The organism is Desulfuromonas svalbardensis, assembly GCF_055389415.1.
Window position 1 is genome coordinate 2,467,395 of record NZ_AP042416.1, and the last position, 23,314, is coordinate 2,490,708.

General features: G+C 43.1%; 14 protein-coding genes. 5 read left to right on the forward strand and 9 right to left on the reverse strand.

The genetic code is table 11. The annotated features are described in order from the left end of the window. From ACZ5KY_RS11050 to lepA, 9 genes are all read right to left on the reverse strand, one after another. Complete coding sequence (locus tag ACZ5KY_RS11050) at positions 1-528, reverse strand: YchJ family metal-binding protein (RefSeq protein WP_464243955.1); 528 nt, start codon at positions 526-528, stop codon at positions 1-3. Continuing rightward, positions 525-1,358 (reverse strand): ABC transporter permease, encoded by an 834-nt coding sequence (locus tag ACZ5KY_RS11055; protein ID WP_464243956.1) that lies wholly within the window; start codon positions 1,356-1,358, stop codon positions 525-527. The genes ACZ5KY_RS11050 and ACZ5KY_RS11055 overlap by 4 nt, the downstream gene beginning before the upstream one ends. A gap of 15 nt (positions 1,359-1,373) precedes the next feature. Beyond that, positions 1,374-2,594 carry a cofactor-independent phosphoglycerate mutase gene (locus tag ACZ5KY_RS11060; protein WP_464243957.1) on the reverse strand — a complete coding sequence of 407 codons (1,221 nt, stop codon included), beginning with the start codon at positions 2,592-2,594 and terminating at the stop codon, positions 1,374-1,376. Between the two features lie 35 nt (positions 2,595-2,629). Continuing rightward, positions 2,630-3,544 (reverse strand): site-specific tyrosine recombinase XerD, encoded by a 915-nt coding sequence (xerD, locus tag ACZ5KY_RS11065; RefSeq protein ID WP_464243958.1) that lies wholly within the window; start codon positions 3,542-3,544, stop codon positions 2,630-2,632. Next, positions 3,537-6,218, reverse strand: a complete 2,682-nt coding sequence (glnD, locus tag ACZ5KY_RS11070; RefSeq protein WP_464243959.1) for a [protein-PII] uridylyltransferase — start codon at positions 6,216-6,218, stop codon at positions 3,537-3,539. The genes xerD and glnD overlap by 8 nt, the downstream gene beginning before the upstream one ends. A 3-nt stretch (positions 6,219-6,221) precedes the next feature. Next, complete coding sequence (locus tag ACZ5KY_RS11075; RefSeq protein ID WP_464243960.1) at positions 6,222-7,952, reverse strand: N-acetylmuramoyl-L-alanine amidase; 1,731 nt, start codon at positions 7,950-7,952, stop codon at positions 6,222-6,224. Between the two features lie 23 nt (positions 7,953-7,975). Further along, positions 7,976-10,591, reverse strand: coding sequence for a DNA mismatch repair protein MutS (gene mutS / locus ACZ5KY_RS11080; RefSeq protein ID WP_464243961.1), 2,616 nt, complete (start codon positions 10,589-10,591; stop codon positions 7,976-7,978). 146 nt (positions 10,592-10,737) lie between these two features. Beyond that, positions 10,738-11,412, reverse strand: a complete 675-nt coding sequence (gene lepB, locus ACZ5KY_RS11085; RefSeq protein ID WP_464243962.1) for a signal peptidase I — start codon at positions 11,410-11,412, stop codon at positions 10,738-10,740. A gap of 5 nt (positions 11,413-11,417) precedes the next feature. Beyond that, complete coding sequence (gene lepA / locus ACZ5KY_RS11090) at positions 11,418-13,217, reverse strand: translation elongation factor 4 (protein WP_464243963.1); 1,800 nt, start codon at positions 13,215-13,217, stop codon at positions 11,418-11,420. A 150-nt stretch (positions 13,218-13,367) separates the two neighbouring features. Here lepA and ACZ5KY_RS11095 point away from each other — a divergent pair, with 150 nt between their 5' ends. The 5 genes from ACZ5KY_RS11095 to ACZ5KY_RS11115 all read left to right on the forward strand — a co-directional run bounded on the left by ACZ5KY_RS11095 (position 13,368) and on the right by ACZ5KY_RS11115 (position 23,299). After that, positions 13,368-13,631 carry a hypothetical protein gene (locus tag ACZ5KY_RS11095; RefSeq protein ID WP_464243964.1) on the forward strand — a complete coding sequence of 88 codons (264 nt, stop codon included), beginning with the start codon at positions 13,368-13,370 and terminating at the stop codon, positions 13,629-13,631. Between the two features lie 105 nt (positions 13,632-13,736). Continuing rightward, positions 13,737-14,111, forward strand: a complete 375-nt coding sequence (locus ACZ5KY_RS11100) for a protein-export chaperone SecB (RefSeq protein ID WP_464243965.1) — start codon at positions 13,737-13,739, stop codon at positions 14,109-14,111. Between the two features lie 106 nt (positions 14,112-14,217). Next, positions 14,218-14,766: an NADH peroxidase gene (locus tag ACZ5KY_RS11105; RefSeq protein WP_464243966.1), complete on the forward strand. Its 549-nt coding sequence runs from the start codon at positions 14,218-14,220 to the stop codon at positions 14,764-14,766. Positions 14,767-14,931: 165 nt separating this feature from the next. Further along, entirely contained in the window at positions 14,932-16,584 is a 1,653-nt protein-coding gene (locus ACZ5KY_RS11110) for a PfaD family polyunsaturated fatty acid/polyketide biosynthesis protein (protein ID WP_464243967.1), read from the forward strand. Between the two features lie 52 nt (positions 16,585-16,636). Continuing rightward, positions 16,637-23,299 carry an SDR family NAD(P)-dependent oxidoreductase gene (locus ACZ5KY_RS11115; RefSeq protein ID WP_464244660.1) on the forward strand — a complete coding sequence of 2,221 codons (6,663 nt, stop codon included), beginning with the start codon at positions 16,637-16,639 and terminating at the stop codon, positions 23,297-23,299. The last annotated feature ends 15 nt before the right edge of the window (positions 23,300-23,314 follow it).

Here is a 23,314-nt window from a genome sequence, read left to right on the forward strand (position 1 = left end):
CTAAAAACTGATCCCACCTTGTTCAACATGATCCATCGTAATTTTCTCATGCGAATCTTTAAATTCTGAGCAGGGCAACTTATGACTTTGCATGTAAAGCCATGAACCTTCAACAGGTAGAAATTCTGACAATTCAAAATACTCGTCGTGATTTCCTTGATAGGAAACTTTGAGATAAAACAAAACACGAGCGCGCTGTTCTTCTATCTCTTCAATTAATATCTTGCACGTTTCAATACTGTAGTCACTGTCAAGTGTTGACAGTCCATAATTGATATATTCAACTCTTTTTGGAAATTGAATCCTGAAATTTGAATCGGGGTGAAAGGTATCAAATATAAAACCAAAATTGTTATTTCTAAATGCAGACACACGTGCTTCAACGAGTTTGGCTGGAGATAGATTTAAATGTGTCGGTTGAACGATGGTTTGTATCTTGGGATTCAAACAACATTTTTTATATTTTTTACCACTGCCACAGTGGCACAGGTCGTTGCGTCCGAGTTGCATCGTCAAGAGTTCTTTCATTTATTAATACGTGGATCAAGGGCGTCACGCACCCCTTCCCCAAGCAAATTATAGCCTAAGACCGTAATCAATATAGCCAGACCAGGAAAAACAGAGAGCCACCAGGCGGTACCAAGTGTTTGTTTGCCAGCTATCAGCATGTTACCCCATGAAGGGGTTGGTGGCTGCACGCCAATGCCGAGGAAAGATAATGCGCTCTCGGTTAAGATCGCTCCTGCAATACCGAGAGCAGCGGACACGAGTACTGGTGAAAGAGCATTGGGTAAAATGTGTCGTAAAATGATCCGAGCATCGCTTGCACCGAGTGAACGGATCGCCAAAACAAATTCTCGTTCACGTAATGATAAAAACTCAGCTCGTACCAACCGAGCAACACCCATCCATCCAGTTAGACCAATAATGATCATAATATTCCAAATAGATGGTTCTAAAAAAGCAATAACGGCAAGAATTAAAAAGAAAGATGGAAAGCAGAGCATGATATCAACAAATCGCATAACGATAATATCGACCCAGCCACCATAGTAACCAGCAATCGCACCCAAAACAATCCCCACTGCCGTTGCAATCCCTACCGCAACAAAACCGACTAGCAAGGAAATTCTTGCGCCATAGGCGATGCGTGAGAATACATCTCTTCCAAGGTCGTCAGTACCGAGCCATGAAGCAACACTTGGTGGTTCAAGCTGGCGTGAAATATCGACAAAACCAGGATCCGGTGCAATGATAGGTGCCATGATAGCGAGAACAAACATCAGACACACCATCAAACCACCAGCGAGGGCCATTTTGTTATGTAAAATTCGGTGCCAAAAGTCTGTGCGAGCCATACAGCAATCCCTGTGCTAATTGTTTTGTTCGAGCAACTGAGTTAAGAGCGTATGGCCAAGGTCACACTTAATCCCTGTACTTTTTGCGTCTTTTTCGCAATAGCCAAGACCTTGACCCATTGTTGTGTTGGTCTCTGCGAGGTTATTTGCTGTGCACAAAATATAAGGTACAGGATCTTTTGTGTGGGTACGCAACGCAACAGGTGTTGGATGGTCGGGAAGAACCAGCATCCGCCAATCACCGAGTTGATCGATTGACTTTAGAATGGTTCCGACAACTTCTTCATCGAAGCGCTCAATTGCAGTGATCTTTTCTTTTAAGTCACCAAGATGTCCTGCTTCATCGGGAGCTTCAACATGGACATAAACAAAATCATGATCTTTTAGTGTTTCAATGGCAGCATTAGCTTTGCCAACATAGTTTGTATCGAGGTATCCCGTGGCACCAGGTACATCAATGATATCAAGTCCAGCGTAAATACCGATCCCTTTGATGAGGTCGACAGCTGAAATAACGGCACCTGTTAATCCATATTTGTCTTTATATGTTTCCATTTGCGGTGCACGCCCATGCCCCCACAACCAAATGGAATTGGCCAAGGCTTTTCCCTCTGTGCGCCGTTGAACATTTACCGGATGATTACTAAGGAGCATTTGCGCCGAGTTGATCAAGTCTGCCAGCACTTCAGCACCCTCACCTTTTGGTAAATACTCTTCAATGCTTTGATCGATAATGTCATGCGGAGGGGTAAATGACATGGTATCTTTACCGTTACGCCAAACTAAAAGATGGCGATAAGATACTCCCGCATGAAATTCAAAGTTATCGTCCCCTAGTTCTTGCTGTAGGGTTTCGATAATACGCGTTCCCTCTTCAGTACTAATATGCCCAGCAGAGAAATCAGACATATATAACTTGCCATAATTATAGACAATATCTACAAGATTCAGTCTAAACGCAACATCATTTGGCCCAAGATTAACCCCCATACTGGCGGCCTCCAAGGGCGATCGTCCTGTATAACAACGTGATGTATCATAGCCAAAAACGGTGAGATTTGCCACATCGCTGCCAGGATGGAACCCCTCAGGAACGGTTTCAACTAACCCTAGCTGTCCATGAACTGCTAAACGATCCATGTTTGGAGTTTTAGCGTAATCTAGGGGAGTTTTACCTTCAAGCTCTTCAAGTGGCTCGTCAGCCATCCCGTCACCAAGTAGTACCAAATACTTCATAAATTCCTCATTGAAAAGATAATACAGCCCTCAAGTTAACGACGAGGGTGAAATTGTTTGTGGACTTTTTTAATATGTTCCCGTGATACATGGGTATAAATTTGTGTAGTTGTAATATCCGTATGACCTAATAGTGTTTGCACAACACGTAAATCAGCACCATTTTCAAGAAGGTGAGTTGCAAATGAGTGTCGTAATGTATGTGGAGTTACCTTCTTAGTGATTCCCGCCTGAATTGCACGACGTTTTATCATCTTCCAGAACCCTTGACGTGTCAAGCCATTGCCTGAACGGTTTAAGAAAACATAACCACTGTCCTCTTTGTTTACCGTTTTAGGCTGGGCAAGTATCGGCCGAGAATGCTCCATATAAAAAATAAGACATTCAATCGCTACCTCACCGACAGGTACAATGCGTTGTTTACTTCCCTTACCAAAAGTGCGCAAATAACCACTGGTTAAATGCAGGTCAGCATGACGTAAACTGATAAGTTCCGAGACACGTAAGCCTGTAGCATAAAGCAATTCTAGCATGGCTTTATCACGTCTTGTTAATGGTTGTCCATCATCTAATAGATCTAAAAGTGTATCCACCTCTTCGACACTCAATGTGTCAGGTAAGGTCTTTAAAATTTTCGGAGTTTCAATATGGCTTAAAGGATTGTGATTGACAATCCCTTCATTGATCGAAAACTTATGAAATCCACGCAAGGATGACAAAATCCGAGCTCGACTTCGAACCCCTACGCCTAGACTTTTCAAATGGCTAAAAAAAGCAATAACGTGTCGCTGAGTAATCCGTTCGAATGTTGAAATTGATTGATTACTTAAAAAATCGAGATACTGAAAAAGGTCTCGCGAGTACGATTCGAGAGTATTGGTGGCAAAGCCCCGCTCAATCGTTAGATAATTGAGGAATAGATCGCTGGTATTCTCAAGTTGATTACTCACTGAGTTCTTCCAATAGCGTTCGCTTTAGTTCATCACATTTAGCACTGTCTAACAATTTGTGACCAAAAATATCTTGCACATAAAAAGTGTCACCTGCGCGATCACCCTTTGTTGTGATTTTTGAAACTCCAATATATAAGCCAAAGTCTTTAAAGCTATTCGTCATTTGATACAATAAACCAACTTTGTCCTTAGTCGTAATATCAATGACAGTATATTCGTATGAGACATCATTATCAATGTCAACGCATGGAGCGCTAGTTGGCACATTGTGCGAAAGATCAAGCAGTGAACTCTCACTCTTAGTTACCAAGTTTTCAACAAATTCTCGTCCTTCAAGTACAGCATTGAGGTTATTCTCAATAGTCTTCCATTTTCTTTCATCGTCGTAGATGTTTCCATCAACTCCAACCTGCAAAATATCTACAGCAATGCCATTTTTTTGCGTAAATATTTGCGCACCGAGAATATTCACCTTATTTGATGCCATCACACCGGCAATGTTGGTAAACAAAGCTGGGATATCAACAGTCGAGATGATCACTTCGGTAAAACTTTTTTCATGATTATGAATAACCCGCATAGCCATAGTGTCATTTTTACGGGCGAGTATCACCTTAACGTGCAACGCAATTTCAACAGAGCTATATGACATGAGATAACGGGTAGAAAAATTGCGTAAACATTCACGAATCTCTTTTGGTTGATATTCGTCACTAAGAAGTTCCACAACGTTACGGACAATTCGGCGAATTTTATCCGACGACTTGTCTGCAATAAAATTTCCCCTTTCAAGAACGGTGTAACTCTTTTCGTACAATTCTTGTAGCAAAAACCCTTTCCATTCTGACCAGACATCTGGACCAACCGCCTTGATGTCACTAAAGGTCAACAAATAGAGCATTTTGAGGTTTTCACTACTCGACATTTTTTGTGAAAATTGCGAGATCAAATGAGGATCATTGAGATCGCGCCGCTGAGAAGTATGAGCCATTTGTAGATGGTTTAAAACAAGGAATTCAAGACGCTTAGTATCCTCTTTACCCAACCCCATTCGCCGCGAAATAGTTGGAATCATTGCGGCACCTTTTTCGCAATGATTATGCCCCTCCCCTTTACCAATATCGTGCAGCATGACAGCCAAAATGATCAATTCAGGCTTTTCAATTTCATTTGATATGCGAGTTAGTAGTTGTTTTTTTTCCTCGTATAGCCCTTGCCATAGTCGATCGATCTCTTTTACAGCAAAAAGAGTGTGAGTATCAACGGTGTAAATATGGTAGGCGTCATGCTGAACTTGGCAATAAATTCTTTTAAATTCAGGAAGGTAATGATTTAAGAAAAGGAGATGATGCATTAATGACAAGATATCATAAACACCTTTTTTATAACGAAGGATGTCAAGAAATGTATCATTCACAATTCTAGAGCGACGAAAACGATCATTGACACGGTGTAGGTTAAGACGGATCTCAGTTTTAACCTTCAAACTCATTTTGATTCGTTGGCGTTGAATCAGTTGAAATGCTTTCATCATCATTTCTGGTGATTCACTAAACAAGTTATCGTTAACCAAGTGAAGTTCACCTCGCAGAGCAAAGAAACCTTCTTCAATGTTTCTGCGGCGTAAATAACCAACCAATCCGTGATCATCATTTCCACGGTTTACTGCTCGTGAAATAAGGGTCGATGTCAAGTGTTCTACACAGGTCGCAGCTTCGTAATAATCTTTCATGAACTGTTCTACAGCCAATGATTTCTTGGTGTCTTTATAACCAAGGAATTGGGCAATCAATTCTTGCTGCTCAAAGTGTAGTTGTTCATTTTTACGTGGCGACAGGTAGTGAAGCTCGTTGCGAATACGCCATAAGTAATCGAGAGAGGTTAGAAACTCTTTCTCCTCTTGCTCATTTATAATACCTTTAATGACAAGCCCTCTTAACGAGTCAACCTTATACTTAACTTTTGAAATCCAAAGAGTCGTATGGAGATCACGTAACCCACCTTCCCCCTCTTTAATATTTGGTTCCAGCAAATAGACTGACGAGCCATATTTTTCGATACAATTACTATGCTCGATCATTTTATCGCGAATAAAATGACGACTGTTGTTTTTAACAATAAGTGGAACAACACGCTGCGAATAATCTTCATACAGTTCGTGGTCGCCATAAATATAGCGTGAATCTAACAACGAAGTGCAAGCCGTTAAATCCTTGCTGGAAATATCGATACAAGAGGATTCATTGCGGACACTGTGACCGACTTCTAAGCCTAGGTCCCATAAGAGATAAAGCATCCGCTCTGATAGCTTGAGAATGAAAGTGCTATCAGGGTCATTAACATAAAACATCAGATCAATATCGGAGCGCGGGTTCATCTCAGCTCGACCATAGCCTCCGATAGCGATAAGTGTACACGGCACCTGAGAGGTGAGATCGACAGTGCAAAATTCATACAACATTGCAATCAACGAGTCGGTTAAATGCGTTAAGCTTTTAACTGTTTGAGTTCCTGAAGCCCCATTTTGATGCTGAGTCTGAATCACGTTTTGATGGGATGATAAAAAGTCACTCGCGTGTTCTAAAAAAACAGCCCGGTTCTTGTCAAAATTAAGTTCTAAACGGGCTTCGGTTATGGTTTTATTAAGGGTATCGTTGTCAATTGAAAACACGAATCAATTCTCCACTTCAGCTAAGAGATTTTGTGAACGGAGATACTTTTTAACTCCTGTTACAATCGCTTCAGCGGCCCGATCTCGATAGACACTACTATTAAGACGTTTTGCCTCCATTTTGTTGCTTATAAAAGCCACTTCAACGAGCACAGAAGGCATTGTTGCCCCAAGGAGAACATGAAACGGCCCTTGACGAACCCCCATATCTTTAACATCAGAATATCGCCTACTTAATGATGAGATCAAAGATGTTTGAATCTCTGTTGCTAACCGGCTGGATTCGTTTATTTTTGCATTGGCCATCATATCAAAGAGAATGAGTTCTAGATCTCCCATCTCTTTTATGCTCATGCCATTCTCGCGAGCAGCAACAGCAATGGCCTTATCGTTTTTAGAGAAATTGAGGTAAAAGGTTTCAATGCCAAATATTTTCTTATTGATGCTCGCATTAGCATGGATCGAAATAAACAAATCAGCATCGACCTCATTGGCATAAGCAGTTCGCTGTCGAAGAGGGATGTAAACATCTCGATCTCTGGTCAAAAGGACTTCGCAACCCAAACTACTTCTTAAACGTGAAGCGAGTTTCTTCGCTAATTTAAGGACAACATCTTTTTCATAAAGACGATTTGGTCCGACGGCACCAGGATCTTTGCCCCCGTGTCCAGCATCAACAACAATACGTAATGTCCCTTTCGACTTCGTTGCAACATCAGGAAGATGGATACGCATAGGCTGAGATTCAGGGACCTGCGATAAAACCGTTGTAATATCTTGTTGGCCCACCTGTGGTGTCGATTCTAATTGAGGCTGGTTCGTCGTAAGCACAGCCCCTTTTTCTCGCGCAATATCAATCACAATACGCGGAGGATTTTGTAACTCAAGAACGGCGTAACGTGTTAGCTCACTTAAGTCGCAGACCACACGGATACTTTTCCGATTTATTCCTACCCTTATTTTTTTAACGACACCTTGATTTACTGGATAAGAATTAGCCAGTGATGACGCTTTTGTCGCCCCAAGAAGATCAAGATACAGGCGAGCTGAACTGTTATCATTTTGACTCGGAGGCAATGTGTTGACCTTAAATTGGGTCTGATGATTTAATTCGATCACAACACGGGTATGGTTATTATCGGTCCAGTGGCGAATACCTGTGACCTGAGTGGGCAATGATCGTTGTGTCTGCTCAACAGCTTCAACTGCAAATGTTTTTCTCAATGGGGTAGGAAGTTTTTTCATCAACAAACGAGCTTTTTTGGTTCTGTCACCTTGTGGATATTGATGAAGAATTAGTTCACAACATTGACGTGCATTGTCTGGATTATTTAGGGTTGAATATTCAATTTCGGCCTGTAGGTAGAGCGCATCGTCAGCTAATGAACTTTTCGTGTACCGTGTTGAGAGGATATTGAAGAAGTGTACCGCTCTCTGGGCATCTTGCTTTGCTAGAGAAACGCTATGAAGCCCCGAACAAGCTTTACCTAAAAGATAATAAGCCGATGGCGCTTTGTTGTGTGAGGGGTAACGCTCTGCAAATCGTTGTAATTTATGGAGAACCTTATCCCAATGGTGACGATATTGTTGTTTGTTAGTGTCTTTAGTCAGGGCAACATAGGCGTTACGTGCCGACTGATATTCCCCATCGGGAGTTAGTTTAGCTTCTATTGATGTGGAACAAACACCAAGTACAATGGCTAAAAGTAGGCAGTATCGAAAAATACGTGACATATATGGACTCATCATTCCGTTAGTTAGAGGAGTTTTTTCAGTTCATCCACCAGATTGAGTGCTTCAATTGGGGTAATCGTATTTAAGTCTGTCTTTAAAAGTCGCTGACGTAAGGGATCATTTGTACCTGTAAAAAGCGACAGTTGTGCCTCTTTATCAGTGCAAGAGGATGGGTTTTTTCGCGATTTCGCTAACCGAGGTTGCCCTTCGCATGAAAATTCTCCTTGCTCAAGGTTGCTAAGTACCTCCTTAGCACGAGTGATCACTTCATCAGGTAACCCCGCCAAACGACCGACCTGAATACCATAAGAATGACTTGTTCCGCCTGGGACGATCTTGCGTAAAAAGACAATCTGATCATTCCATTCACGTACCGCGATGTTGAAGTTCTCTATCCTATCGCGGGTTGTAGCGAGTTCCGTTAGCTCGTGGTAATGGGTCGCAAACAATGTTTTAGCAGCAACATGTTCATAATCATGCAAATATTCGGCCACCGCCCACGCAATACTAACACCATCGAAGGTTGATGTCCCACGACCGATCTCATCTAGAATGATCAGGCTTCGTGGTGTTGCATGATTTAAAATGTGTGCCGTTTCGCTCATCTCAACCATAAAAGTTGATTGTCCACGAGCTAAATTATCACTGGCACCAACTCGAGTAAAAATACGATCAACAACACCAATGTGAGCAGATTTTGCCGGAATCAATGAGCCGATTTGCGCCATAAGTGTAATAAGGGCCACTTGACGCATAAATGTTGATTTACCTGCCATATTGGGGCCGGTAATAATCAATAGTTGATCAGATACAGTATCAAGATGAACATCGTTAGCGATAAAACGCTCTGAAAGGTTCATGCACTCAATAACAGGATGACGACCCTCTACTATGTCCAACAGCGTTCCATCGTCCATAACGGGCACAACGTAATTACGTTCATGGGCAATCATGGCAAAGCTCACCAATACGTCAAGGCTGGCAAGTGCCTCCGCCGTCGCTTGGATACGAGAAGATTGCAGACTCACTTGTGCGCGAATAGTTTGAAATATTTCGTACTCAAGAGTCGTCAGTTTTTCTTCTGCGCCTAGAACCTTATCTTCATACTCTTTTAACTGGGGCGTAAAATAGCGTTCAGAATTAGCTAATGTTTGTTTGCGTTCATAGGATTCGGGTATTTTAGCCACTTGTGTTCGTGGTACTTCTATAAAGTAACCAAAGACACGATTATAGCGCACCTTGAGAGTTGTAATTCCTGTTTGTTCACGTTCCGTTTTTTCTAATCGAGCAATCCAGCCCTTCCCTTCACGACTGATCGACCGTAATTCATCAAGTTCTTCGAGATAACCATCCCGAATAAGCCCGCCCTCACGGATAACAAAGGGTGGGTTATCAGCAATTGAATGTCCAATGAGTTCGGCTACATCCTGCAACGGATCAATATCGTGATGGAGTTGTTGACCAAGGGGCGAGGTCAGAAGTTCAAGCTGATTTAATAAGTTTGGCAAACGTTCGAGGGACAAATTGAGGGCAACTAAATCCTTGGCATTAGCACTTGCCATAGAAATACGAGCGGTCAAGCGCTCAAGGTCATAAACGCCATCAAGGCTCTCACGCAGATCTTCACGCAACAGAGGTGCCTGTACCAGTTCAGCAACAAGTGAATGTCGCTCAGAGATATTCAGGCAGTCTAAAAGTGGATGGTTGATCCAGTGCCGTAATTTACGCCCACCCATCGCCGTAACCGTCTTATCTAGCGCACCAAGCAAAGAACCTTGACGTTTCCCATCGACGAGGGTTGCTGTCAGCTCAAGATTTCGTCGTGTGGCATCATCGAGAACCATGTAATCACTAACATGGTAGGTACTGAGAGTCCGTATATGTTCAACAGTTGATTTTTGGGTTTCTTCAATATAGTACAGCGCGGCACCAGCGGCACAAACCGCATCGGGTTGGTTTTGACAGCCAAACGAATCAAGGGAGTCGGCTTTAAAGAAACGAATTAATCGTCGCTGGGCATCTTCATACTCATATGCCCATTCTGGCAACGTATTGAGGGATCGATTTTGGATAAAACCATCAAGCTCGCCAATCAGCCACTCTTTATCTTGTTCATTGACCAGAATCTCACGAGGATTAACACTTGATATTTCACGTCGGACATCGCCAATGTCTTGTCCTTGCATGACACGAAACTCACCCGTGGAAATATCGAGTGTCGACACGCCGAATCCAGTATCAGAACGTGAAATAACTAACAGGTAATTGTTTTCATCGGGAGTAAGAAGGACATTTTCCATGACCATGCCTGGAGTCACAATACGCACAACTTCACGCCGAACGATCCCTTTTACCTCTTTAGGGTCTTCAACTTGTTCACATACTGCAACCTTATGGCCCTGTTCAACAAGTTTGGCAATATAGGGTTGAGCGCTATGGTACGGGATACCACACAGGGGGATTTCATCTGCTGAACCTTTGTTACGCGAAGTCAATGTAATATCAAGAACCTTCGATGCCGTCACTGCATCATCAAGAAACATTTCATAAAAATCACCAAGGCGAAAAAAAAGAATGGAATCAGGATGCTGGCTCTTAATTTCTAAATATTGACGCATCATCGGAGTTGGCGTTGCCATTACAACCTCACGAAACAAAAAGATTTATTTTTTGGATAGATATCGCAATCATCACGATATAAAAACAGGCTGTGGCTTAATTGAAAACCACAACCTATTATGTTCCAAAACAACATGACCTAAGAAGATCAATATTCAATATTGGGTTACTTGATTAACCGACCAATGCGGTTAAAACGCGGAAATGTTTTTTCATGATCCCACGACCAATATTTAATAAAGGCCTTACCTTTGATCTTTGAACGATCAACAAACCCCCAAAAACGACTATCATAGGAACGGTCGCGGTTGTCACCCATTACAAAATAGCTGTTAGCAGGAACGGTTACCGCTGGCATGAAATCGCGATAATCTTGCGGGGACATCGCGCTACCGGGCAATATTAATGTTGATTCTTTATGAATCTCTTGGGCTAACATTTGATGCTCACCGTTTACATAAACTTTTTTATTACGAACTTCAACGACATCACCAGGGATACCGACGACTCTTTTAATAAAATCACGCCGTTGTAACCACGGTTTGCCCTCATCTTCGGGAAACTCAAAGACGATAACATCTCCACGTTTTGGATCAGTAAGGGGAAAGACGAATTGGTCCATAAATGGAAGATCTGTTCCATAAATAAACTTACATACCAATAAATGATCCCCAATAAGAAGGGTGTCTTCCATAGATCCAGAGGGTATTTTAAAGGCTTGAACAACAAAAGTTCGAATGATTAATGCCAAGATTGCAGCGACAAACAATGCTTCAGCATACTCACGATACCAAGGTTTTTTAACGATAAGTTTTTTTGTTATTTCAGTATGTTGACTCATATTTCCTAATCATTTAATTTAAGGATTGCCAAGAACGCTTGCTGAGGAAGCTCAACGCTACCAATTTGCTTCATGCGCTTTTTACCCGCTTTTTGTTTCTCCAGCAATTTACGCTTACGACTAATATCACCACCGTAACATTTTGCAGTAACATCCTTACGAAGTGCCTTTACGGTCTCTCTGGCGATAATTTTTCCACCAACAGCAGCTTGGATAGCAACGACAAATTGCTGCCGAGGAATAAACTCTTTCATCTTAGAAACAAGTCCCCTGCCAAGAGATTGAGCTTTGTCATTATGTACAATAAGTGACAAAGCATCAACCACTTCACCATTAATCATAACATTCATACGAACCAATTTACTCGGTCGATAATCAAGATGTTCATAATCTAGCGAAGCGTAACCTCGTGAGATAGATTTTAGACGGTCATAAAAATCCATAACAATCTCATTTAACGGCAGTTCATAAACAATCATAACCCGTGTTTCGGTTAAGTATTTTATCTCCCGTTGAACGCCCCGTTTCTCTTCGCATAGCGCTAAAATTGAACCAACAAATTCATTTGGCACATGGATTGACGCTAAAATAAATGGTTCTTCTATTTTTTCAATAAATTGTACTTCAGGTAATTTGTTTGCGCTGTCGACAAGAAGCATTTCGCCTTTAACGGTTGTGACTTCGTAAACAACCGTTGGTGCCGTGGTAATGAGGTCAATATTGAATTCACGCTCAAGACGTTCCTGTATAATCTCCATATGGAGAAGACCTAAAAAACCACAGCGGAAACCAAAGCCAAGAGCCATAGAGCTTTCAGGCTCATAACTGATTGAGGCATCGTTGAGTTGAAGCTTCTCTAGAGCATCGCGTAACATCTCATATTCGCTGGTATCAATTGGATACAGACCTGAGAATACCATTGGCAAAACCTCTTGGAATCCAGGAAGAGCCTCAGCAGCTTTACGGTGTAAATGAGTGATGGTATCACCCACTTTAGCATCTTGAACAACTTTAATACCGGCAATCATAAAACCAACTTCACCAGCATTAAGGGACCCACGTGGTACAGGTCCAGGAGAAAAGACGCCAACCTTGAGGACTTCATAAGTGCCCTTGCTGGCCATCAATTCGATTTTATCCCCTTTTTTCAACTCACCATCAATGACACGGATCATGACGATAACGCCTTGATAAGTGTCATACCAAGAATCGAAAATCAATGCCTTTAGCGGTGCATCAGGGTCTCCTGTTGGGGCTGGGACACGCGACACGACTCGTTCAAGAATATCGTGAATGCCAATACCTGCTTTGGCGCTAGCAACAATCGCATCAGAGGTATCGAGTCCAATGATCTCTTCAATCTCCTCTTTTACCCGCTCAGGTTCAGCACCAGGGAGGTCAATTTTGTTTAGTACTGGGAAAATCTCCAATTCTTCATCTAAAGCAAGATAAACATTGGCAAGAGTTTGAGCTTCAACACCCTGTGAGGCATCAACGACCAGCAATGCACCTTCACATGCGGTGAGAGAACGACTCACCTCATAGGTGAAATCCACATGTCCAGGCGTGTCAATTAAGTTAAGTATGTAGTCTTGGCCATCATCAGCTTTATATTTCAAACATACAGCTTGAGCCTTAATAGTAATTCCGCGCTCTCGTTCAATATCCATTTTATCGAGAAATTGATCTGTTTTTTCACGGTCAGAGAGGGTTCCCGTCTCTTCGAGTAGGCGATCAGCAAGGGTCGACTTTCCATGATCAATGTGTGCGATAATGGAAAAATTTCGGATCATTTTTTGATTCATTGAGTCCTCATAATAATACAACATTTTTTAGGGCGTGTAAGACTAGTCAGATTCGTTTTTTTTGTAAAGAAATAAACCTAATCTTTCGAGCTATTCGAACCGATAAGAGCTAAATCAACAACAAATGTCATTACAGGAGCGTATTATAGCATGGATAAGCGTCATGATAACCCACAGATTAATCCTCACAAATCGACATCTGTGTTACGCCAACCCTATACAAGTAACCGCTTTAAACATTTCACAGAAAACATAGTAGCCATTGTGTTGATCTTAATAACGGTTACTAGCTTATCTTTTGCTGCGGCTAACTTCTTTGGCAAAAACAATTCTTCATCATTAACTCAGGAAGCCAGTAGTCTTGTTCCTGCTATTTATTTTATAAATGAACAGCGCGATTCAGTCACTCTTTAATCAATCCTGACACATGATCTGCTTGCACAGTTTGTTTTGCAGTGCTATTTTCAACAAATGAATCCTTTAACTGAATTAACATTTGTAGATTTCCGCATATCAAAATTGAACTTCGCCCTTAATGCACAGTTCAAAAATCAGGGCCAAGCAAAGATTCGTACAGAATTTAAGATTCGTCATGAACTCGGTGGGCAACGCCTCAAAGTTTTCCTTACGATTATTTTCAATGACAAAACAGCACCATTTTCTATTGACCTTGAAGGCGCTGGACTTTTTGAACTTGGTCGAACGTTTCGTGAAGATGAACTGGACAATCTCTGCAATAGTCACTGTTCAATGGTAATGTTCCCCTACTTACGTGAAGTAGTCGCTGACATTACCCGTCGCGCCGGCTTTCCCCCGCTCCACATTCCTCAAATAAACTTTGCTCAGGTATTTAAACAGCAAGCCACGACAGAAAATATTCATACGCTTCATTAGCAATAGCGCTGCGTGTTGATCTATTTTAAAAATTTGTTGACAAAAACCGACCCGCTATATATAACCAAAAAAGTTATTTATCACCTTTCTTCAGGAGAAAACTAAAATGAAAAAATGGATTTGCACTGTTTGTGGTTATGTACATGAAGGCGATACTGCTCCAGATAGCTGCCCACAATGTGGCGTTGGACCAGATAAGTTTGAACTACAAGATGACTCTGCTGAGCTTGTTTGGGCTGATGAGCATCGCATTGGTGTTGCTAAGGACGTTGACGCAGAAATCGTTGAAGGTTTACGCGCAAACTTTACTGGCGAGTGTACTGAAGTTGGTATGTATCTAGCAATGAGCCGCCAAGCTGACCGTGAAGGCTACCCTGAAATTGCAGAAGCTTACAAGCGTATCGCTTGGGAAGAAGCAGAGCATGCCTGCAAGTTTGCTGAGCTTCTCGGTGACGTTGTTGGTGCAGACACAAAAACAAACCTTGAACTTCGTGTTCAAGCAGAAAATGGTGCTTGTGCTGGCAAGAAGAAGATTGCTACACGCGCTAAAGAACTTAACCTTGACGCAATCCATGACACGGTTCATGAAATGTGTAAAGATGAAGCGCGTCATGGTCAAGCATTCCAAGGCTTGCTGAAGCGATTTTTTGCATAAATAGCTCTTTTGACATAAGAGATCGTTAGTAAAAAAAACGCTGCCCATTTTGGGCTGCGTTTTTTTTTGCCTTAGAGGTCGGAAAATGGCATAATTGTCGTTTGTGCTCAATCGGCAACAGTTCAACTATTAACGATTAATTTCAATGGAATGGCATCGATAATCATGGCTCAAAACTTGCCTCTCAACAAAGCATCAAGAATTGGCTCTTGGCTCCCCTGTTCACAGGACAGCTCTCCACCTACTTCATTGACAATTCAACAGGCACTTTCGCAGATCCACTCTCCTGTTTATGTCACTCAACATGACGGCGCGTTAAATTACCAGACAACTGGCACGATTCAGATTGATTCTGATACCGACACATCTAAAAAGGCACTGGTTGGCTACACAGCACCACTTATGTTAAAGCGGTGTGGCGATACCACCTTCATGGACACACATGGATTGCGCTACCCTATGGTTGCAGGGTCGATGGCAAAGGGGATCTCCTCGGCTGAAATTGTTATAGAGATGGGACGAGCAGGTATGCTCGGTTTCTTTGGTGCTGCAGGCTTAACGTTAGACACCGTTGAAGAGACAATCATCCGAATACAAAAAGCATTACCTGAGGGTCCTTATGGTGTTAATTTAATCCATAGTCCAAACGAAACGAACCTTGAGCGATCATTGGTTGATCTTTATATCAAAAACAATGTCCACCTCATTGAGGCTTCTGCGTTTTTAACATTGAGCATTGATGTCGTCCGATATCGCCTTCATGGTATTCATCAAAATGATAGTGGTGAAATTATTACCCCAAACCGGATCATCGCTAAGATCTCCCGAGAAGAGGTTGCCAAGCATTTCTTATCACCACCACCAGAAAAAATGCTTAAAAAGCTCCTTGATCAACGGATCATCACTGAAAAACAAGCGGAGCTAGCCCGTCAAATTCCTATGGCAGAAGATGTTACTGCTGAAGCTGATTCGGGTGGGCATACCGACAACCGGCCAACTCTTTCGCTGTTTCCAACAATCTGTTCTTTACGTGATCGGTTACAACAACAATATCAATATGCAACACCACCCCGTATTGGCTTAGCTGGTGGAATTGCTACGCCACACTCCGCTGCGGCTGCTATTGCAATGGGTGCTGCTTATTTAGTGACAGGAACAGTTAATCAAGCCTGCACTGAATCAGGCACCTCTGATATGGTACGAGATATGCTCGCTGAAACTCGTCAAGCAGATGTGGCTATGGCCCCTGCCGCTGACATGTTTGAAATGGGCGTTGATGTTCAAGTACTTAAGCGTGGAACCATGTTTTCAATGAGAGCGATCAAGCTGTATGACATTTACCGTCGCTATAACAGTCTTGATGAAATTCCTACGGATGAAAAAGAAAAACTTGAAAAAACTTTTTTCCGTGCCCCACTTGCCGATATCTGGACAGAAACCCGCGAATTTTTCTTACAACGTGACCCGCGCCAAGTTGAGCGAGCAGAACGTGATCCAAAGCATCTCATGGCCTTGGTTTTTAGATCTTACTTAGGTCAGGCGACTCACTGGGCGAATGCTGGTGATGCTGGGCGAAAAATGGACTTTCAAGTGTGGTGTGGCCCAGCGATGGGTGCATTTAATGAATGGACCCATGATACTTTTTTACAACAAACGGATCAGCGTAATGTGGTATGTGTCAATTTGAATATCCTTTTTGGTGCTGCAGTCCTTACTCGCGCCAACGAACTGCGCCGTTACGGTATAACTTTCAATTCAAATGAACTATCTTTTGCCCCTCTAACCATAGACAAAATCAAGGAGTACCTGCGTGACTAATTCGGGTGCAAAGAACAACACATCTAAAGAGACCGTAACCAATAATAACAATATGACAGCACTCGCAACACCGCTTGCTATCGTTGGCATTGGCTGTCTTTTTCCACAAGCTGAAAATAAAGATTCCTTTTGGGCTAATATAAAAGGTGGTGTCGATAGTATTAGCGACATCCCTGAATCTCATTGGCGCGTTGCAGATCATTATGACCCAGATCCAAAACGACCTGATCATACGTATGGCAAGCGTGGTGGATTTCTTGATCCCATTGAGTTTAATCCTCTTGAGTTCAGTATCCAGCCCAATATCCTTGAAGCCATTGACACCTCACAACTGTTAGGTTTAGTTGCCGCACGTGAAGCCCTTAAGGATGCCGGCTACGATCCTGCTAGCGATTTTGCCCGCGACAGAGTGAGCGTACTGCTCGGCGTAACAGGCGCTCTGGAGATGGTGATCCCCCTTGGCGCGCGATTAAGTCATCCTGCTTGGCGCAAGGCATTAAAAGGAGCCGGAATTCCTGACGATGTCGCTCAAGACGTTGTTGAGCGTATTGCCGATAGCTATGTGCCGTGGCAAGAGAATTCATTCCCTGGCTTGCTAGGGAATGTTGTCGCCGGTAGAATTAGTAAACAATTTGATCTAGGTGGCACAAACAGTGTCATTGATGCGGCATGTGGCAGTTCTTTGAGTGCGGTACATATGGCCGCTATGGAACTTTCGTGTGGCCGTAGCGACATGGTCATTACTGGTGGTGTTGACACCTTCAATGATATCTTTATGTACACCTGTTTCAGCAAAACCCCTGCCCTATCACCATCAAATATTATTCGCCCTTTTGATAGCCATTCCGATGGCACGTTAATAGGTGAAGGGCTTGGACTTGTTGTCCTTAAACGCCTTGACGATGCCGAACGTGATAATGACCAAATCTATGCTGTGATTCGTGGTATTGGTACCGGAAGTGATGGCAAAAAAGGCGCTATTTACGAGCCTAGCGCCGATGGTCAAAAACGAACTCTTTGTGACGCTTACCAGCAAGCGGGTATTGACCCAAAATCAGTCAGTTTGGTTGAAGCTCATGGGACAGGCACTAAAGTTGGTGATGCGACGGAAATAACTGCCCTACGCGAAGTATATGGTGAGAGCGATGGAACACCCTGGTGCGCTCTGGGGTCAGTTAAGTCACAAATCGGTCATACCAAAGCGTCAGCGGGTTCAGCGGGTTTAATCAAAACAGCCCTTGCGTTGCACAGTAAAGTGTTGCCACCAACTATCAATGTTGATCAGCCACAAGAGGTGATCACCACTGGTAACAGCCCATTTTATGTTAATACTAAAATGAGACCATGGCTATCAAGCCCTGATCATCCTCGTCGGGCGGCAGTAAGTGCTTTTGGCTTTGGTGGTAGCAATTTCCATTGTGTTCTTGAGGAACATAACAGCGAATCGATCAGTTGTGACTGGAGTACTGCCCCACAGATTATTGCATTAAGTGGTGCAGATAAAAATTCACTACAGCAGCAATTACAACAAATCCCTACGGACATATCTGCGGAAAAACTTAAGAGATTTGCGGCTCAAAGTCGTGTCGACTTCAATTCAACAGACCCACAACGAATTCTATTTGTCGTAGAATCGGCCAAAGAACTTAACGCGACAATAGCCAATGCTCAAAAGTTAGTAACAAGCGATAAAGTATTGGCAAATACGCCAACAGGAATCTGGTATGGCAATAGTGCTCAGAGTGGAAAACTTGCGGTCCTTTTTCCTGGTCAGGGTGCTCAATATCCACAAATGCTGGTTGATTTAGCCTGCCACGCACCACAATTTCTAAACACACTCAATACGGCTGACAATACTCTTAATATTGAGAATGGTTTAAATCAATTAATTTATCCCCATTCTGTTTATTCTGATGATGATCAATCTGCAGCAATAAAAAAACTTCAGGCGACACAAGTGGCTCAACCTGCAATTGGAGCAGTGAGTCTTGGTGCGTGGAACTATATTAAAAGCTACGGAATTACAGCAAACGCATGGGGTGGACACAGTTATGGTGAATTAACCGCTCTCTGTGCAGCGGGTTGCTATAGCAGTGAAGATCTATTCCGGTTATCTCAATTACGCGGTGAATTGATGGCTGGAGATGGCAGCGATAAGGGAACGATGCTCGCTGTCTCATCATCGTTGGATAAAATTGAACAACTTTTAGCCGAAGAAAAGCTTGATCTTGTTCTCGCCAACCGTAACACTCCCAGTCAGGGTGTTCTTTCTGGCTCACGTAGTGAAATTGAGCGTGCTACGCAATTGTGTAAAGAGCGTGGTTTACGTTGCGTGGCCTTAGATGTTGCAGCAGCATTTCATAGTAAGCTTGTTGCATCGGCATCTGAACCATTTCTTGCGGCGCTTAATGACGTTGAGGTTAAGCCAGCAGATGCACCGGTCTATGCAAATAAAACAGCAGCACCTTACCCTGATAATAGTGATGCAATCCGTTCGTTGCTCGCCGATCAAATTGCCAGCCCTGTTGAATTTGTTCAGCAGATTGAGCAGATGTATGCTTCAGGAATTACGACCTTTGTTGAGGTCGGCCCTGGCGCACGTCTAACTGGAATGGTTGGCAAAATCCTTAAGGGTAAAGAGGCGCAAGCCATCGCTTTAGACTCATCGAATGGCAAGCGTTCAGGCTTAAACGATTTAGCTCGTTTGTTAATTCAGTTAGCGGCCATCGGCTATCCTATCCAACTGCAAAATTGGGATAGTGAGTATGCCCTCCGTGAGCTGAGTCAACCTGAATCCCCTGCTCCACGTATGACAGTGACTCTTACGGGTGCGAACTACCGAAAAAAAGCACCGGATCGACCTGATAGCAAACGAAACTTAGTTGATGCCAACACGCTACCTAAACCAGTAGCTCAGGTTACGGCAGCACCAACACCCGCCGCTACCCCAACAGCATCAGCGGATTCATTACGTGCACTACAAGACAATATGCTTGTTTTGCAACGGATGCAGGAAGATACCGCAAAGCTACACAATCAGTTCCTTGAGGGTCAAGCCGCAGCGGTACAAACCATGCGTTCGTTAATGGACCATCAGATGGGAGTCGCGACACCAACGTCACTTGTGCTTCCAACAATTACCAGCGCAGCAACGGTTCAAGAAAAAGTCATTGTCCAACCAATTAAAGCTCCTGTTGTTTCCGCTGTTCAAACTGTTAGCATCGATGTGTCAGCAACATTACTCGAAGTAGTTGCCGAAAAAACGGGCTATCCGCAAGAGATGCTTGAACTTGATATGAGTCTCGATGCCGACCTTGGTATTGACTCAATTAAACGTGTAGAGATCTTGTCGGCTATTCAAGAGAAACTACCTGAACTGCCGGCATTACAACCTGAACAACTTGGCAGTTTACAAACTTTACGCCAAATTGTTGAAGCAATGGGTAGCGTTCCCATTACGACAACAGCGGTAGCTGCTTCAACCATGGCTACTGCAAGCGCTGATGTTTCGGCAACATTACTCGAAGTAGTTGCCGAAAAAACGGGCTATCCGCAAGAGATGCTTGAACTTGATATGAGTCTCGATGCCGACCTTGGTATTGACTCAATTAAACGTGTAGAGATCTTATCGGCCATTCAGGAGAAACTACCTGAACTGCCGGCATTACAACCTGAACAACTTGGCAGTTTACAAACATTACGTCAAATTGTTGAAGCAATGGGTAGCGTTCCCATTACGGCAACAGCAGTAGCTGCTTCAACCATGGCTACTGCAAGCGCTGATGTTTCGGTAACATTACTCGAAGTAGTTGCCGAAAAGACGGGCTATCCGCAAGAGATGCTTGAACTTGATATGAGTCTCGATGCCGACCTTGGTATTGACTCAATTAAACGTGTAGAGATCTTATCGGCTATTCAAGAGAAACTACCTGAACTGCCGGCATTACAACCTGAACAACTTGGCAGTTTACAAACGCTGCGCCAAATTGTTGAAGCAATGGGTAGCGTTCCCATTACGGCAACAGCGGTAGCTGCTTCAACCATGGCTACTGCAAGCGCTGATGTTTCGGTAACATTACTCGAAGTAGTTGCCGAAAAGACGGGCTACCCGCAAGAGATGCTTGAACTTGATATGAGTCTCGATGCCGACCTTGGTATTGACTCAATTAAACGTGTAGAGATCTTATCGGCTATTCAAGAGAAACTACCTGAACTACCGGCATTACAACCTGAACAACTTGGCAGTTTACAAACGCTGCGCCAAATTGTTGAAGCGATGGATGGAAAATCGGTAACGACGGAATCAAACACCGCACAGACAGTAACAGCGATCGTTGCACCGTCTCCATCGTCAGAAGCTAAATTACATCGACAAGTGATTTCACTTCAAGAGGTCGAAGCAAATCGAGCTAGCGTATCACTGCATAAGAAAGCACCGATTTGGGTCGTTGATGATTGTTCGTCGCTATCAATTGAAGTTGTCAATCAACTCAATCTGCGTGGGTTTAAAGCTGAGCTTGTTAGCCCAAGCCACTCGGTAACGCCCGAAAGCCTTACTGCCTTAGTTGTATTATCACCGCAGTTTGGCACAGATAGCCAATTTATAAGGGATGCATTTTCTCTAGTACAACGCTGTGCGAATGCGTTAAAGAACAATAGTTCAAGCGCCGACAGCTGCTTAATGACGGTATCTCATCTAGATGGAATGTGTGGGTTCAATCGACAAGCGCCGATTATTGATCCACTTTCTGGCGGTTTAGCGGGTATTAGCAAAACAGCACACCATGAATGGCCAGATATTCACTGCAAAGCTCTTGACCTTGGTATTGATTTAGAAGAAAACCAACAGGTTGATGCAATCATCGAAGAACTCCTGTGTGTTGGACCTTTAGAAGTTGCAGCAAACAAATCGGGTAGAATGACCTTGGTATTACATCAGGAAAATTTACCTCAATCCGATTCAACTCTCAATTTATCTGCAACGGATATTATCGTAATCAGTGGTGGTGCACGAGGTGTAACAGCAGAGGTTGCCCATACCATAGCGCAATCAGGTCAGCCCACCCTGCTCCTCTTGGGTCGAAGTGAACTACCTGAAGCGGAGCCAGATTGGCTTTGTTCTGCAAAAAATGAAGCTGAAGTGAAAAAAGCCATAATGGCACACGCAGATCACCCCTTGAAGCCTCGTCAATTAAATGATGCATGTCAGAGTGCACTGAATAATCGTGAACTTCTCGACAACATCCAGCGCCTTGAAGCAACTGGGTCAAAGGTCATCTATCGCAGTGTCGATATTCGCGATGAACAAGCCGTGAATGAGATCATTCAACAAGTACGTGAATTTGGTACGGTTCGTGGAATTATTCATGGTGCTGGTGTCCTTGCTGACAGAATGATTGAAGACAAAACCCTAGAACAGTTTGATCTTGTCTACTCGACAAAAGTTGGCGGATTACAAGCTCTGCTTCAAGCAACTCACGCCGACCCACTCACCTTTATTGCCCTATTTTCCTCTTCAACAGGACGCTTTGGTCGAACAGGGCAAGTGGATTACGCGGTTGCCAACGAAGTATTAAACAAGACAGCTCAAGCCCTTGCCCGACAACGGCAAGATTGTCGTATTGTTTCGATAAATTGGGGACCTTGGGATGGTGGCATGGTGACTCCAGCACTTAAGAAAATCTTTGCAGCTGAGGGGATAGACGTTATTGACTTACAGTGTGGTGCCGACTATTTATTAAAAGAACTCGCCCATTGTGATGATCATGTTGAAGTGGTTATTCTTGGTGGTGAAGGCGACCCTTCAAGCGCAAAACCAATCGCCACGGTTGAAGTACCACACGAAGCTGATCCTACTCAACTCAGCACCTCAGTGTATCATTTGAATGTAAATATCAATTCGATGCCATTTTTAGAGGATCATGTCATTAACGGCAACGCTGTTGTGCCAATGGCAATACTCGTTGAATGGCTAGCTCAAGGAGCATTACATAATCAACCAGGCCTTATTTTTCATGGTTTCAATAATTTAAGAGTCAAAAAAGGACTTCTTCTCGATCATAAAACACCCATTGAGGTTGATCTCCGTTGCGGCAGAGTTGAAAACAGCGATGGCCAGTTTATTGTTCCCATGAGTATTTGCAACGCAGCTGATGGCAGCATTTACACAAGTGCTGATATTGTTTTAACCACCACCCTACCGCCACAAAGACCAAGTATGGAGCCACTGGTGATTGATGGTGGTGAAATTAACTCTAAGGATGAAATTTATTCATCGGGAAAACTATTTCATGGGCCGTCGTTACAAGGATTAACTCATGTAGTCGGCAACAATATCGAAGGGATTATCGCCCTGTCAAATGTTGCTCCGATGCCTTCAAAGTGGATGAATAATCCACTAAGAAATCAATGGTTAGCTGATCCTCAGGCCCTAGATAGCAGCTTCCAAATGATGATACTTTGGAGCTTCTCACAAAAAAAACTTGGTTCATTACCATCGTTTATTTCTGAGTATCGTCAATTTTGTGAACACTTTCCTGTTGGCTCAACGCGAATTCAATGCCGTGTGACGAAAGTAAACAATCATAGCGCAACGGCAAATATCGACTTTATTGATGGTCAAAGTAGACAATTGATAGCCCGTATTGATGGCTATGAATGTACGATGACTGAAGGGTTGCAACAGGCATTTTATAACAATAAGTTACATAAATAATTAGTACTGTTTATG